At 62.7% G+C, this 15,141-nt stretch carries 13 protein-coding genes; 4 read left to right on the top strand and 9 right to left on the bottom strand.

Annotated features, from left to right (window positions below):
* Window positions 1-30 precede the first annotated feature (30 nt).
* The gene (locus tag ACGYK7_RS12505) at window positions 31-1,956 is read left to right on the top strand and encodes an OmpA family protein (RefSeq protein WP_394402601.1); all 1,926 of its coding nucleotides are present in this window, start codon (window positions 31-33) and stop codon (window positions 1,954-1,956) included.
* 112 nt (window positions 1,957-2,068) lie between these two features.
* Here ACGYK7_RS12505 and infC read toward each other — a convergent pair whose 3' ends face one another.
* Window positions 2,069-2,617, bottom strand: a complete 549-nt coding sequence (gene infC / locus ACGYK7_RS12510; RefSeq protein WP_209217843.1) for a translation initiation factor IF-3 — start codon at window positions 2,615-2,617, stop codon at window positions 2,069-2,071.
* Between the two features lie 199 nt (window positions 2,618-2,816).
* Between infC and ACGYK7_RS12515 the strand changes: the two genes are divergently transcribed.
* Window positions 2,817-3,086, top strand: a complete 270-nt coding sequence (locus ACGYK7_RS12515; RefSeq protein ID WP_394402602.1) for a hypothetical protein — start codon at window positions 2,817-2,819, stop codon at window positions 3,084-3,086.
* 84 nt (window positions 3,087-3,170) lie between these two features.
* On the opposite strand, the gene purF is transcribed toward ACGYK7_RS12515, so the two are convergent.
* The 5 genes from purF to alr all read right to left on the bottom strand — a co-directional run bounded on the left by purF (window position 3,171) and on the right by alr (window position 9,065).
* Window positions 3,171-4,655 (bottom strand): amidophosphoribosyltransferase, encoded by a 1,485-nt coding sequence (purF, locus tag ACGYK7_RS12520; protein ID WP_394402698.1) that lies wholly within the window; start codon window positions 4,653-4,655, stop codon window positions 3,171-3,173.
* Window positions 4,656-4,888: 233 nt separating this feature from the next.
* Window positions 4,889-5,443 carry a CvpA family protein gene (locus ACGYK7_RS12525; protein WP_067629130.1) on the bottom strand — a complete coding sequence of 185 codons (555 nt, stop codon included), beginning with the start codon at window positions 5,441-5,443 and terminating at the stop codon, window positions 4,889-4,891.
* Between the two features lie 29 nt (window positions 5,444-5,472).
* Window positions 5,473-6,840, bottom strand: coding sequence for a DNA repair protein RadA (gene radA, locus ACGYK7_RS12530; RefSeq protein WP_067268243.1), 1,368 nt, complete (start codon window positions 6,838-6,840; stop codon window positions 5,473-5,475).
* Between the two features lie 104 nt (window positions 6,841-6,944).
* Window positions 6,945-7,742 carry a DNA repair protein gene (locus ACGYK7_RS12535; RefSeq protein ID WP_394402604.1) on the bottom strand — a complete coding sequence of 266 codons (798 nt, stop codon included), beginning with the start codon at window positions 7,740-7,742 and terminating at the stop codon, window positions 6,945-6,947.
* 279 nt (window positions 7,743-8,021) lie between these two features.
* Complete coding sequence (gene alr / locus ACGYK7_RS12540) at window positions 8,022-9,065, bottom strand: alanine racemase (protein ID WP_394402605.1); 1,044 nt, start codon at window positions 9,063-9,065, stop codon at window positions 8,022-8,024.
* Between the two features lie 129 nt (window positions 9,066-9,194).
* On the opposite strand from alr, the gene ACGYK7_RS12545 reads away from it, so the two are divergent.
* Window positions 9,195-9,920 (top strand): sterol desaturase family protein, encoded by a 726-nt coding sequence (locus ACGYK7_RS12545; protein WP_394402607.1) that lies wholly within the window; start codon window positions 9,195-9,197, stop codon window positions 9,918-9,920.
* 103 nt (window positions 9,921-10,023) lie between these two features.
* Complete coding sequence (locus tag ACGYK7_RS12550) at window positions 10,024-11,328, top strand: alpha/beta hydrolase family protein (RefSeq protein ID WP_394402608.1); 1,305 nt, start codon at window positions 10,024-10,026, stop codon at window positions 11,326-11,328.
* A 377-nt stretch (window positions 11,329-11,705) separates the two neighbouring features.
* On the opposite strand, the gene ACGYK7_RS12555 is transcribed toward ACGYK7_RS12550, so the two are convergent.
* The 3 genes from ACGYK7_RS12555 to pyrC all read right to left on the bottom strand — a co-directional run bounded on the left by ACGYK7_RS12555 (window position 11,706) and on the right by pyrC (window position 15,120).
* Entirely contained in the window at window positions 11,706-13,205 is a 1,500-nt protein-coding gene (locus ACGYK7_RS12555) for a replicative DNA helicase (protein WP_394402609.1), read from the bottom strand.
* A 150-nt stretch (window positions 13,206-13,355) separates the two neighbouring features.
* Entirely contained in the window at window positions 13,356-14,033 is a 678-nt protein-coding gene (locus ACGYK7_RS12560; protein WP_394402610.1) for an orotate phosphoribosyltransferase, read from the bottom strand.
* A gap of 55 nt (window positions 14,034-14,088) precedes the next feature.
* Window positions 14,089-15,120 (bottom strand): dihydroorotase, encoded by a 1,032-nt coding sequence (pyrC, locus tag ACGYK7_RS12565; protein WP_394402611.1) that lies wholly within the window; start codon window positions 15,118-15,120, stop codon window positions 14,089-14,091.
* Window positions 15,121-15,141 lie beyond the last annotated feature (21 nt).

Consider the following 15,141-nt stretch of genomic DNA (forward strand, 5'->3'; position numbering starts at 1 on the left):
CGGCGTTCCCGTAATGATGAGGACGTGAACATGAAAAACCTACTGAGATCTACGACTTCGCTGGGTCTGAGCCTTGCATTGGCTTTCCCGCATGGCGCCTTTGCGCAGGAGCAAAATCTGGCTGAATGCGGCCCCGTGGGCGAAGCGACAGAGTTTCCCTGCGCCTTCGACGATCAGACGGTAGAGAATGCTGAAGAGCTTCGGCTTATCGCCGGGCTGAGCGCTGAGGCCGAAGCGGAAGTTGAAGGTGAAGCGGAGGTCGAGGCCGAAGCGGAAGCCGATGCCGATGCCGAAGCTGGCGCGCTGCTGGATCAGGCGACCGGTGCACTCGAAGCCACCGGCGACGCTGCTGCGGCTGCGGTAGATGACGCTACCGAACAGGCCGAAGAGGCAGCAGATGCGCAGGCTGAAGCTGCAACCGAGGCGGCAGAAGAAACCGCGAGCGAAGCGGACGCGGCGGCTGATGAGGCGGAAATGACGGCTGAGGCTGAGGCTGAGGTCGAAGTTGAAGAGCAGGTAGAGGCCGAAGCGGAAACCGAGGCGGAAGCTGAAGTTAGCGAGAGCGCCGAGGTAGAAGCCGAGACCGCGCAGGATGCGGAGGTGGAAGCCGAAACAGCGACAGAAGCGGACGCAACAACTGATGCTGAGGCGACCGAGACCGTAGAGACCGAGCAAACTACCGAAGCTGCTTCCGAAACGGAAACTGCTGAAACCGACGCAGCCACCGCCGAAACCTCGGAACAAACCGCAGCCGAAATGGAAGCGGAAACCAGCGGCGAAGCGGTCGGTGAAGAAGACAACGCCGGTCTGACCGAAGAGCAAATTCAAGCCCGTGAAGAGCGCCGCGAAGCCCGCCGTGCCGAACGTCGTGAAGAGCGCCGCGCGGAGCGTCGTGCCGAACGTGAGGCTGCCGCAGCCGCCGCTGCTGCTGCCGCAGAGAACGATTCGGATGCCGAAGTCGTGACCGAGGAAGTGACCGAAGAAGACGTGCGCAGTTCGGACGAAGATTTTGATACCAAAGTGACTGCCGCTGGCGAAGCTAATGCCGCAGCCGCCAATGATGACGACAGCGGGCTGTCGGACTTTGAAAAGGCGCTGCTGCTTGGCCTCGGTGCTGTGGCGGTCGGCTCTGTTCTGAATAACGGCGAAAAAATCGTCAGCCGCTCTGGCGACCGGGTGGTGGTTCAGGACGACACCGGTGAGTTGCGCGTGCTCAAGGACGACAACGCCCTGCTGCGTCGCCCCGGGGATGAGGTGCGGACCCAGACCTTCGATGACGGCTCCACCCGGACCATCGTCACCAAAAGCGACGGCAGCCGGATTGAGACCATTCGCTCGCGTGATGGTACCGTGCTGCGCCGGACCAATTTTGACGCGCAAGGCCGCGAATACGTGCTGGTTGATGACCTCGTGGAAGAGCGCGAAGTCGTCGTGAATGACTTGCCGCAGATCCAGCAAACCCAACAGGTCCAGCGCGCCAGCAATCAGGACGAAGCAGCACTGCGCCAAGCGTTACAGGCAGAGATGCGCAACGATCAGGGGCGGACATTCTCTCTCCGTCAGGTGCGTGAAATCCGCGAAGTGCGCTCCCTCGCGCCCGAGCTGGAACTGGATGCCGTGCGCTTCCCCACTGGCTCCGCCGCGATCCAGCCGGAGCAGGCCCGCGCATTGGCCAATATCGGCACCACGCTGCGTGACTTGATCCAGAAGGATCCGCGCACCGTGATCCTTGTTGAGGGCCACACGGATGCGGTGGGCGATGCGAGCTATAACCTCGCTCTGTCGGACCGCCGTGCGGAAACCGTGGCACTGGCGCTGACGGAGTACTTCGATGTGCCCCCAGCCAACCTGATCACGCAGGGCTACGGTGAGAGCCAGCTGCGCGTGCCGACCACGTCGGCGGAACCCGCGAACCGTCGTGCCGTGGTACGCAACATTACAGGTCTGCTGCGCTAAGCAGACCGCCACCCCAAACAGAAAACGCCCCCGGAGCGATCCGGGGGCGTTTTGCGTTATCGGATGGTGAAGGTGTCAGTCGCGCCCATCACGCGGACCCGATTGCGCCTCATCACTTGTTGGGCAGGGGCCCGATCACCATGACCATTTGGCGGCCTTCCATCTTGGGGAAGTTCTCCACCCGGCCAATCTCTTTGGTGTCGGCAGCGACCCGCTCCAAAAGCTCGCGACCGAGGTTCTGGTGCGCCATCTCGCGGCCACGGAACCGGAGGGTAACCTTCACCTTATCGCCACCTTCAAGAAACTTGAAGACATTGCGCATCTTCACATCGTAGTCGTTCTTGTCCGTGTTGGGACGGAACTTGACCTCTTTGATCTCGATGATCTTCTGTTTCTTGCGGGCTTCGCTCTCGCGCTTTTGCTGTTCATATTTGAACTTGCCGAAATCCATGATCTTGCACACGGGCGGCTTGGCATTGGGCGAAATTTCAACAAGGTCGAGGCCGGCGTCATCGGCCATTTCCATGGCGCGCTGCGGCGACACGACGCCGACGTTTTCGCCATCGGCACCGATCAGGCGGATTTCGGGGGCACGGATCTTGTCGTTGACGCGCGGGCCGGTGTCACGTTGGGGCGGCGCGTTATGAGGTCTGCGAGCGATGGTGATGGTCCTTTGATTGTTACCTAATTCGAGAATGCAAGGTAAACCCGCGTGGGGCCATCTTCAAGCCGCAAAATCACGCTATGCGTGGGGTTTGAGGCGATTTACCCTTGATCTGGGGCGATTGTGACGCAATTCACGGCTATGCGGCCCCGGGGGAAATCTTTAACCTCGCGGGGCGTAGATTAAGGGGAATGGAATGAAGAATCTGGTCTGGTTGGTCGTCGCGGCGCTGATTGCGCTGGCGGGCTATATGCTTTTCACCGGCAAGGGGCCGCAGGAAGTGGCCATCGAAGCCTCCGAGGCGATCAATGCGCCCGAGGTGGCCGAAGATATGACCAAGGCCGCCGAAGACGCCGCCGATGCGATCGCGGGCACCGTGGATGCCGCCGGGGAGGCAATCAGCGATGCCGTGGACGACGCCACCGACAGCGCCAATGACGCGGCGGAGCCTGCGGCGCAGAATTAAGCAGGCACACGCAAAGCCGAAAAGCAAAGGCCGCGTCCGGGGAACCGGGCGCGGCCTTTGCTTTAGTGTGATCCGTTTGACCGGTTACTCGGCGGCGGGCTTCATCTGGAAACCTTCCTTGACCTGATCGGCAGGGGTCACCGGGTAGTCGCCAGAGAAACAGGCGTCACAATACTGCGGGCACTCGGGCTTGCGGCCTTCGGCTTCGCCCACCGCGCGGTAGAGGCCATCGAGCGAGATGAACTTGAGGCTGTCGACCTGCAAATGATCGCGCATCTCATCTTCGGACATGGTTGCCGCCAGCAGCTTTTCGCGCTGCGGGGTGTCGACGCCGTAGAAACAGGGCCAAGCCGTGGGCGGGGAGGCGATGCGGAAGTGCACCTCCTTCGCGCCCGCGTCGAGGATCATCTCTTTGATTTTGCGCGAGGTCGTGCCGCGCACCACTGAGTCGTCGACCAAGATCACCCGTTTGCCCCGGATCAGCGCGCGGTTGACGTTGAGCTTAAGACGGACCCCCATGTTGCGGATCTGCTCGGTCGGCTCGATGAAGGTGCGGCCCATATATTGGTTGCGGATGATGCCCATCGCATAGGGAATACCGGATTCAAGGCTATAGCCAATCGCCGCCGGGGTGCCGCTGTCGGGCACGGGACAGACGAGGTCGGCCTCCACGGGGCTTTCCTTGGCCAATTCGCGGCCGATATTCTCACGCGTTTCATAGACCGAGCGCCCGCCGAGGATGCTGTCGGGGCGGCTGAAATAGACGTGCTCGAAGATACAGAAACGCGAGGCGACACGGCGGAAGGGGAAATGGCTCTCGACCCCTTTCTCGGTGATCACCACCATCTCGCCCGGTTCGATCTCGCGAACGAATTCGGCACCGATGATGTCGAGCGCGCAGGTCTCCGAACTTAGCGCCCAGCCATCGCCGACACGGCCCAGCACCAGCGGGCGCACGCCGAGCGGGTCGCGCACGCCGATCAGCTTGGTGCGCGTCATCGCCACGACGGAGAAAGCCCCCTCGACCCGGCGCAGCGCATCTTCCATCCGTTCGGGGATGTTTTGCTGCAAGGACCGGGCCATCAGATGAATGATACACTCACTGTCGGATGAGGATTGGAAGATCGAGCCGCGTTCGATCAACTCACGGCGCAGGGCGTTGGCGTTGGTGATATTGCCGTTATGGGCAATCGCGGCCCCGCCCATGGCGAACTCACCAAAGAAGGGCTGCACGTCGCGGATCGCGGTGGGGCCTTTGTTGCCGGATGTCGAATAGCGAACATGACCGATCGACAATTCGCCGGGCAGGGTCTGCATGACATCCTGCGAAGTGAAGTTGTCGCGGACATAGCCAAAGCGGCGGGCGGATTGGAAACCGGCGGTGGGATCGTAGCTGACGATGCCGCCAGCCTCTTGCCCACGGTGCTGGAGGGCGTGCAGGCCAAGGGCCACAAAAGTGGCGGCATCGGCAACGCCAACCACGCCAAAGACGCCGCATTCCTCCTTTAGTTTATCCTCATCTCCGCTGTCGCGCAGATAGGAAGTGTCAAAGGGATGGGCGGGCGGCATGTGCTTGGACAACGGGGCAACTCCGAATCCGGGTGAGGTCGTTGCCTATGTAGGGGCTTCGCAAGCGGCTGTCACCCCGCATGTCGCCGATGGGGCGCAACAGGCAGGATAAAGCGCTGCAATGGTCGCCCTCTAGGCGGCCCCCGCATCTGGCCCGACGCAAACGCAAAACAGGCGGCCATGATGCTCTGGCCGCCTGTCTAAAAGGAGTGTGTTAAGAGAATATGAAGGCCTTAGGCGCTACATTTGCCGACCAGCGCCTCGTAGCGGTTGGTGATCCAGCCAAGCGCCTCTTGCGGGTCTTTCTCTTCGATCTGGCCGGTGAAACGCGAGAATACGGCGGCGGAACGGCTGTTTTCGACCATCGTGGTCCGCTCACCGGTGATGACGGTATCGTAGACGAAGAAGGCAATCGCCACCAAGAGCACGCCGCGCACGACGCCAAAGATAAAGCCAAGCCCTTGGTCCAAGCCGCCCAGCATCGAGCGGTGCACGAGCGAGGAGAACAGCGGCGTGAAGAGCGAGACTACGATCAGCGCTGCGGCAAAGACCAGCGCGAAGGCACCGATCACCGACAATTCGCAGCTATCGGCCAAGAATTCGCCCACATAGGGCAGTTCACGCACCAGCGGTTCGACCTGCGGCGCGAAAAGAAAGGCCAGGACAGCCGCTGCAATCCAGCCGACAATCGCCATCAACTCGCGCACCAGCCCGCGGCCATAGGCCAGCAATGCCGATAGCACGATGACAACCGCGACCACCCCGTCAATAATGGTAAAACCGTCCATGCGCGTTCTCGCCCTCGTCTAAGGGGGGATCAGCCCGCCCCGAAAATTTCGCCAACAAATCCGGTCAGATCGCTCATCGTATTCAGCGCAATTCCGGTCACACCCACAGCCTTGCCGCCGCGCGGTGCAATAGCGCTCGTAAAACCAAGTTTTTGCGCCTCTTTCAACCTGTTTTCCGTCTGGCTGGCGGGGCGCAGCGCACCGGAGAGGCTAATCTCGCCGAAAACAACGGTTTCTGCGGGCAGGGCCGCGTCCTCCCGCGCCGAGAGGATCGCGGCGGCCACAGCCAGATCGGCGGCAGGTTCGGAGATCTTCATGCCCCCCGCCACATTGAGGTAGACATCCAAGCCCGCGAAGGGAATTCCACAACGCGCCTCCAAAACCGCGAGGATCATCGCCAGACGGCCCGAATCCCAGCCCACCACCGTGCGGCGCGCTTGGGAATGGGGCGAGGGGGCCACGAGCGCCTGAAGCTCGACCAAAACGGGCCGGGTGCCTTCGATGCCCGCAAAGACGACCGACCCGGGGGAGGGCTGTCCGCGTTCCGACAAGAACAGCGCGGAGGGGTTGATCACCTCCGACAGGCCGCCGCCCGTCATCTCGAAAACGCCGATCTCATCCGCCGGGCCGAAGCGGTTCTTGACCGCGCGCAGGATGCGGAACTGATGGCCGCGCTCGCCTTCGAAGTAGAGCACGGTGTCGACCATATGCTCCACCACGCGGGGGCCAGCGATCTGGCCCTCTTTGGTGACATGGCCCACAAGGATCACCGCGACCCCGCGGCGTTTGGCGAAACTGGTCAGCTCATGCGCCGCGGCGCGAACCTGACTGACCGATCCGGGCGCGCTTTCGACGTTGTCGGCCCACATGGTCTGGATCGAGTCGATGATGGCAAGCTGCGGGCGCTCGGCCTCGAGTGTGGTCAGGATGTCGCGCAGATTGGTTTCCGCGGCCAGCTTCACCGGCGCTTCGGAAAGCCCCAGACGCTGCGCGCGCATGCGGACCTGCGCGCTGGCTTCCTCGCCGCTGACATAGATTGTCTTGAGCCCTGAGTTGGCGAAATGCGCGGCGGCTTGCAGCAGAAGGGTCGATTTCCCGATGCCCGGATCGCCGCCCACAAGGATCGCCGAGGCAGGCACCAGCCCGCCGCCCAACACCCGGTCCAATTCCGCAATGCCCGACTGTGCACGCGGGGGCGGGGTTTCCTGTGTGGCAAGATCGGTGAGTTCGATGGCCGATCCACGCCTTGCGCCCAAGGATTTACTGGGCGGGCCTGCGGAGATGCCTTTGTCTTCGACGATGGAGTTCCACGCGCCGCAGGCGTCACAGCGCCCGGACCATTTGGAATGTTTCGCGCCGCATTCGGCGCAGGAAAAACTGGAGGAGGATTTGGCCATGGGCCCTTTTCGCGTAGCTGCCCGATGGCGTCAAAGGAAAAGCATCCGGCCCTTGGGTGATGATCCCGGGGGGGAACCCAGTGGGCCGGATGCCGCCGCTGATTTTACTCGGCGGCTTTGGGCGGCAGGTCGATCACGATATTGTCGAGCGATGTCGTCTCGGGTTTGCGCTCGGGCGTTTCGGTCGGGACGACACGCTCAAGGCCGAGCTCTGGCATGATCTCACGCATCTCGTCACGCAGACGTTCAAGTTGTGCCACGGCGACGCTTTCTTCCAGTTCGACTTCGTGCAGCCAATGTTTCATCTCGGTCGAGATCGCCTTGGCCTGATCGAGACGGCTGTTGAAAAGTTCAACCTCCTCCTGACGTTGCTTAAGGAAGCTGCGGGCGCGGGCCAGTTTCTCATCCGAATAGACCTCAGCCAGATCGCGGGCCACGTGGCTCATCTGGGCGGCCATTTCCAGCACCGCAGGCTCAAGCGTGCTGAGGTCAGGGTGATCGCGCAGGTAAGCCAGACGTTCGCGCACCGAATCGAATTCCGAACTCATCTGAAAGGTTTCGGCACGGTCGGCGGCATGTACGGCGGCATAGGCGCGGGCCACGTCCTGCATGCCGACGTTGAACTGACGGTGCGAGGTTTCAAGCTGCATGACGCGGCGGTTGGTGGGCAGGAAAAAGCACAGACCCACGGCAAGCACGGTCAGCGCCAGTTGGGCGTACATCCCGGCGTTTTCGATAGGCTCACCACCGTATTGAAGATCAAGGCTGATCCAATTCCACAGGCCGAGGGCCGCCATGATGCTGGCCCCGGTCAGCGCAAGCGCTGCGAGGGCAAAGACCACGACAGCAAGTCGCTGAAAGGCGAATTGGATGAGGTAGGCAAAGGAACGAAGTTGGGACATACTTTCTCCCCCCTGGAAGAGCTACTAAGCAAGTTTCTGCCGACCAACGCCTCCTTATCCTTCTTTGTTCCCATTCCCTGCGGAATTATGCTGAGGATTTAACATAGTGTTGCCGAGATTATGGCACAACCTCAGGTTTTTCGGAAGTTTTTTGCGCATCTACGTGTGATTTTAGATCCGCGTCACGGGCTGGGGCCACGCTGTGTCGGGGAGGTACAACCATCGGTCGCTCTGCGATTCTATTGGCTATGCAATGCCGAGCGGGGGAAAATTGCCGACCTAATTGGCGTAGTTTCGCGCGTATCTTGCGCCCAATGAGGTAAGCACCTCATAGCCGATCGTGCCTGCCCAATCCGCCAAATCGTCAACGCCTTGGCTTTGCCCCAGCAGTTGCAGGGTCGCGGGCACCTCGTCCAATGCCGAGACATCCACCGTGATCAGGTCCATCGAGACGCGCCCGACGATGGGCAGGGGGACACCCTCATGCTGGAAACAGGCGTTGCCGGTCGCATTGCCCATGGCACGCTGTAGGCCGTCGGCGTAGCCCGCAGCCACGGTGGCGAGCTTTACGGTGCTCTCCGCCGTCCATGTGTTGCCATAGCCCACCGTTTCACCGGGGGTGACGCTGCGGGTCTGGATCACCGGCACGTCGAGGGTGACCACGGGCCGCGCCTCTGTGAAAGGGCGCCCGCCGTAAAGCCCGATGCCAGGCCGGGTGACGTCAAAATGATACTCCGGCCCCAGCAGAATGCCCCCCGTGGCGGAGAGCGAGCGCGGGGCTTCGACCCCCTGGGTCATGTCGCGGAAACTGCGCAATTGCGCGTCATTCATCTCGTGATCCGGCGCGTCCGAGCAGGCCAGATGTGACATGATCAGCCCGGGGTTCTGGCTCAGCGCGATGTCGCGCAGGGCCGCCCATTCCGCAGGCTCCATCCCCAGACGGTTCATCCCGCTGTCGAGTTGGATGCCGAAACCATGGCCCGGCAGAGTCTCAAGCTGGCGCAGCAGTTGCTCGGTTGAATTGATCATCGGCGTCAGTGCGGCACCGGAAATCGCCTCGGCATCGCCCGGCATATGACCGGAAAAGACATTGATCACCGGGCCTTCGCCCAAGGCTTGCCGCAGGGCCACGCCCTCTTCGGTCAGGGCCACGAAGAACTGCCGCGCACCGGCCTCGGCCAAAGTCTTGGCCACACGGGCGGCGCCCAGCCCATAGCTGTCGGCTTTGACCACGGCGGCGGTCTCGGCTTTTGTCATACGGTCAAGGGCGCGCCAGTTGTCGGCGATGGCTTGTAGGTCGATGGTCAGGGTCGCTTTGCTCATGCGCGGATGTGGGCCGGAATGAGGGGGGAGGTCAAGCGGCCAAGGGCACCTAACGTCATCCGCGACAGGGAGGCGGGGGATTTGCTACAGTTTTGCCTACGGGATGCGCAGGATGGGGAGGTCAGGCGGATGTCACGGATCAAGATCATGTTCGGCCACGCGGGCGTGTCGCTCATGGCACTGGCGGCCTTGGTCGCCTTTGCTGCCATGCTCTGGGGCGCGCCGCTGTGGTGCTGGGCGCTGGTGCCGCTGGGGGTCGCGGCGCAGATGCTTAATGAGTACAACCTGCACCGGCATGTCTTTCACCTCGCCCCGCCCAAACGGCAATGGGCCTTTGATTTGCTTTACCGCGCGCATTACGGGCACCATGATTTCCCGACCAATCACGGGCTCTTCTTCGTGCCGATCTGGGTCGCGCTGCCGATGCTGGTGGGAAACTTCCTTCTGGTCTGGGGCATCGCGGCGCTTTTGGGGGCCGAGGCGGCAGTCTGGATCGCCACGGCGATCGTGCCCTTGGGCGGGGTGCTGACCTTTCTGGGTTATGAGTGGTTTCACATGACGGCACATCTAACGCTGCCGAAGACGGCGGTGGAGCGCCATGTCACGCGGCTGCACAATCAGCATCACTTCCGCGATTTCAACAAGTGGTTCCACGTGAGCCCGGGCGGGCAGATGATTGACCGGGCCTTGGGCACCGATATCGACACCGAGGCGCTGAAGCGCCAGCAGCGCATCGCCTTTATCCGCACCTTGGGGATGCGGCCCGATGACCCGAGGTTGCTGGCCGCGCGCACGCGGTTCGCCGGGAAATACGGGCTGAGCGCGGCCGAAGTGGCGCGGGCCGCACGGGGCTAGATGTGAAACTTCCGTAACGTCACGGCGCCAGGGGTTGCGTGGTGTCGCGCGCCGCTTACTCTGCTCCCAAATATAAAGGGAGAGAGAGATGAAGCACCATTTGATGACCACAGCGCTCGTCGCATCGGGCTTGGCTGCCGGGGCGGCGCAGGCGGAAAACCGCATCGACACACAATTGCCGGGCGCGCCTGAGCTTGCGGCCTACGGTGATCACGCCGTCGGCGTGCGCACGCTGGAGATGGTCAACCCCGACCAGATCGACATCCTCGCCATCGACCCCGCCGCCGACAAGCCGAAGGAGATGCCGCGCTATGACCGGCCGCTGACGGTCGAAATGTATTACCCTGCCGCCGAAGGGGCGGAGGGCGAGACCGCCTTCAAAGCCTTCCTGCGCGATGGCACCACCGAGGTGACGTTGGAGGGGCAGGCGATGCGCGATGTCGATCCGGCGACGGGCAAGACCTTCCCGCTGGTGCTGATCAGCCACGGCTATCCGGGCAACCGGTATCTGCTGTCGCATCTGGCCGAGAACCTCGCCTCCAAGGGCTATGTCGTGGCCTCAATCGACCATACCGACAGCACCTACCGCACGCAGGCGGCCTTTGGCTCGACGCTGGTGAACCGCTCGCTCGACCAGCTTTTCGTGCTGGAGCAGATGGCGCAGAAGGCCGCCGAGGGGGGCGATTTCGCGGGGCTTTACGACGCCGAGAACACCGGTCTGATCGGCTATTCCATGGGCGGCTACGGCGCGATCATCACCGCCGGGGGCGGGGTGACCGAGGCGTCGGTTGGCTACACCTGGGGCGGGCCGCATGGCACGCTCGGGATCCATCAGGCGGGCTCCGAGACCCATGACGCGCTGCCCGATCCGCGCATCAAGACCGCCGTGGCCTTCGGCCCCTGGGGCATGAACCGTGGCTTCTGGGATGCCGAAGGTCTGGCCGGCGTGCAGATCCCGATGCTCTTCATCGCGGGCTCGCAGGATGATGTCTCGCTTTATGAGAACGGCATCCGCGCGATCTGGGAGAACACCTCGAACGTCGACCGCGCGCTATTGACCTACATGAACGCAGGTCACAACGCGGGCGCCCCGATGCCTGCGCCGGAGGAGGCCTATTACTTCAGCGAAGACAAGAGCTTCAATATCTCGGAGCATTACACCGACGCGGTCTGGGACACGGCGCGGATGAACAACATCGCGCAGCATTTCGTGACCGCTTGGATGGACAGTCATCTCAAGGGTGAGGCGGCGAAGGCGGAGTATCTCGATCTGGTGGAGAATTCGAACGACGGGGTCTGGTCGGTCGAGGAGGACGGGACCGAGAAGGAAGACCACAGCTACTGGAAGGGGTTCCCGGAAGGGACGGCGAAGGGGCTGATGTATGAGGTGAAATCGGCGGCTGAGTGAGGGGCGTGGCCCGGTGGTGATGCCGGGCCTTTTCTTTTGCCACCCGGCCCGGAGCAGGTCGCAAGCGCCGGGCTATCGCCTGCCCGGCGAAAGGGGGGCTACTAGATGGAATTGGGCATGGTGTTCCGTGAGAGACATCATGGCTGCGAGAGCACTGCTCGAGGTTGCCACCCGGCCCGGAATCAAGCCGCAGGCGCCGGGCCATCGCCTGCCCGCCCGGACGGGTAGGCGATTTGGTGAGGCTGGGCGTAACTCTGCGAACGCACATCACGGCTAAACCATAAAGTGGCACGAGGCCACCGGGGATCGCCGACCCGCGGGCAGGCGATGGCCCTTGTTCCGAAAATTTCAATTTGGAAGTACCGCAGGCTCTCCCCTCAAAACTCCTGATCGTCCCCGCCACCCTGCTGCCAAGGCTGCACGAGGTTCCCGAAGCGGGTGAACTTGCCCTCGAAGCTGAGATCCACCGTGCCGATGGGGCCGTGACGCTGCTTGCCGATCACCACTTCGGCGCGGCCGTGCAGGCGCTCCATCTCTTCTTGCCAGACCGCCATCTTGTCGAGCTCGTGATCGCCGGGCTTTTCGCGTTCCTTGTAGTATTCCTCGCGGTACACGAACATCACCACATCGGCGTCCTGTTCGATCGAGCCGGATTCCCGGAGGTCCGAAAGCTGCGGGCGTTTATCGTCCCGGCTTTCCACCTGACGCGAGAGCTGGGACAGGGCGATCACCGGGATGTTGAGTTCCTTGGCGATGGCTTTGAGACCCATGGTGATCTCGGAAATCTCGTTCACCCGGTTTTCGGATTTGCCGGTGCCGCGCACCAGCTGCAAATAGTCGACGATCAGCACGTCGAGCCCGTGGGTCCGTTTCAGACGCCTTGCGCGCGCGGCAAGTTGGCTGATCGGCAGGGCAGGCGTGTCGTCGATGAAGAGCGGGCAGGCTTCGAGCGCCTTGGCGGCATCAACAAAACGGCGGAACTCGGCCTCGGTCATGTCGCCCGAGCGGATCTGGTGGCTGGGGATCTCGGCGGCTTCCGACAGGATCCGCGAGGCAAGCTGTTCGGCGCTCATCTCGAGGCTGTAAAAGCCCACGACGCCGCCGTCGATGGCCCCTTCGGTGCCGTCGGGCTTCATCCCGCGCTTGTAAGCCTTGGCCACGTTGAAGGCGATGTTGGTCGCGAGCGATGTTTTCCCCATCGAAGGACGCCCGGCGAGGATCAGAAGGTCAGAGCGGTGCAGACCGCCCAGTTTCTTGTCCATGTCGATCAGCCCGGTGGAGACGCCCGAGAGGCCGCCATCCCGCTGGTAGGCGGCATTGGCCACATTGACCGCATCCGTGACCGCCTTGAGGAAGGACTGGAAACCGCTTTCCACCTGACCCTGTTCGGCCAGCTTGTAAAGCTCCTGCTCGGCCTCGACGATCTGCTCGCGTGGCTCGGAAGAGACATCGACCTGTGCTGCCTTGGCCGAGATGTCGCGACCCAGTTGGATGAGATCACGGCGCACGGCGAGGTCGTAGATCATCTGCGCGTAGTCGCGCACGGCGAAGGCGCTGATCGCCGCACCGGCGAGGCGGGCGAGATAGGCCGGGCCGCCCAACTCCTTCAGCCCCTCGTCGTCCTCCATAAAGGCTTTGAGCGTAACCGGGGAGGCGAGGTTGTTCTTGGCGATCCGCTGGGCCGCGATATCGAAGATGCGGGCGTGGACCGGCTCGTAAAAATGTTTGGGGCCAATGACGGATGCCACGCGGTCGTAGACGTCATTGTTGGTCAGGATCGCGCCCAAAAGCTGCTGTTCGGCTTCGATCGAATGCGGCATCGATTCCGGTGCCTGCACGGCCAATTGGTTCGCGTTCAGCGATGTAATCTCGTTCATGACCTCACCCATTTCTACCCAGGTGGACCTCATAGCCAGTGGGTTCGCCCGGCGCAAATTGTATCTTTTGTGGATATCTTTACCGACAAAAGGCCCCACCACATTTTGCCTTGTGGTGGGGCCTTCGGTCAACATCTTGCGGAAATTCGGTTAACCTTTGCGGGATTCCTGCCAGTCGCGCGGGGCGTTCAGGAAGGCTTCGACCTCGCTCAGCGTGCCCGCGTCAAAGGCCCCTTGAGCGCGGGCCTCGGCCAGCACGTCCCACCATGTGCAGAGCGCATGGAGCGTAACGCCATGGTCGCCAAGGGTCTTTTCGGTCTGGGGGAAGATGCCATAGTGAAAGATCACCGCCGTATGGGCGCAACTCGCCCCGGTTTCGCGAATCGCGTCGACGAAGCTGAGTTTGGAGCCGCCATCGGTGGTCAGGTCTTCGACCAGCAACACGCGTTGGCCGGGCGTCATCTCACCTTCGATCCGCGCGTTGCGGCCGTAGCCTTTCGGCTTTTTGCGCACATAGGTCATCGGCAGCGCCATCCGTTCGGCAACCATGGCCGCAAAGGGGATGCCTGCCGTCTCGCCCCCGGCGATATTGTCGAATGCCTCGAAGCCCGCGTCACGCATGACGGTGACGGTGAGGAAATCCATCAGCGTCGCGCGGATCCGCGGGTGGGAGATCAGTTTGCGGCAGTCGATATAGGTGGGCGATGGCAGCCCCGAGGCCAGCGTGAAGGGCTCATCCGCGTTGAAATGTACCGCGCCGATCTCCAGCAGCATGCGCGCGGTGAGGCGGGCCATTTCTTGGGGGCTTGGGTGGCTGGTGGGGATCATGGCAGGCGTCCTTGGGTGGGGAGAGGTCGGAGCGGTATTTAAGAAAGGATGAAGATCAGGTGGTCCAGTGCAGATCGAAACCGGGGTCGAAGACCGTGACCGGCCCGTCGGGCGTGTCGATGCTGCTGGGGTGTTGGGGCGCTTCGCGGCGCAGGGTGATCTGTGCCTCGTTCGGCGGCAGGCCGTAGAAGGCTGGGCCGTTCAGCGAGGTGAAGGCTTCGAGCTTGTCGAGCGCGCCGTCTTCTTCGAACACCTGAGCGAGGATCGACAGTGTGTTGGGCGCGGTGAAGCAGCCGGCGCAGCCGCAGGGTTGGAGTTTCGCGCCATCGGTATGGGGCGCGCTATCGGTGCCGAGGAAGAAGCGCGGATCGCCGGAGGTGGCCGCTTGGCGCAATGCGCGGCGGTGGGTCTCGCGTTTGGCGACTGGCAGGCAGTAATAATGTGGGCGGATGCCACCGGCGAGGATGTGGTTGCGGTTGATCACCAGATGGTGCGTGGTGATCGTGGCGGCAAGACCGCTGTCGTTGCTGCGCACGTAGTCGGCGGCCTCGGCGGTGGTGATATGTTCCATAATCACGCGCAGCGCGGGGTGGGCGCGGCGGATTTGGTCGAGCACACGGTCGATGAAGACGGCTTCGCGGTCGAAGATGTCGACCTCGCTGTCGGTAACCTCGCCGTGGGTACAAAGGGGCAGGCCGATTTCGGCCATGCGGTCGAGCACCGGGGCGACATTGTCGAAGTTCGACACGCCGCTGGCAGAGTTGGTCGTGGCACCTGCGGGGTAGAGTTTGACGGCCTGGATCAGCCCTTCGGCATGGGCGCGGGCGACATCGTCGGGGTCCGTCTCCTCGGTTAGGTAGAGGGTCATCAGGGGGGTGAAATCGGCGCCTTCGGGCAGCGCGGCCATGATCCGGTCGCGGTAGGCGGCGGCCTGGGCGCCTGTCACCACGGGGGGCACGAGATTGGGCATGATGATGGCGCGGGCGAAGTCGCGGGCGCTGTGCGGGACCACGGCGCGCAGCATGTCGCCGTCGCGCAGGTGCAGGTGCCAGTCATCGGGACGGCGGATCGTGAGGCTTTGTGTCATGGGCGCGGGGCTAGCACAGAG

This window comes from Sulfitobacter sp. 1A15299 (assembly GCF_043556915.1).
GTDB lineage: Bacteria > Pseudomonadota > Alphaproteobacteria > Rhodobacterales > Rhodobacteraceae > Sulfitobacter.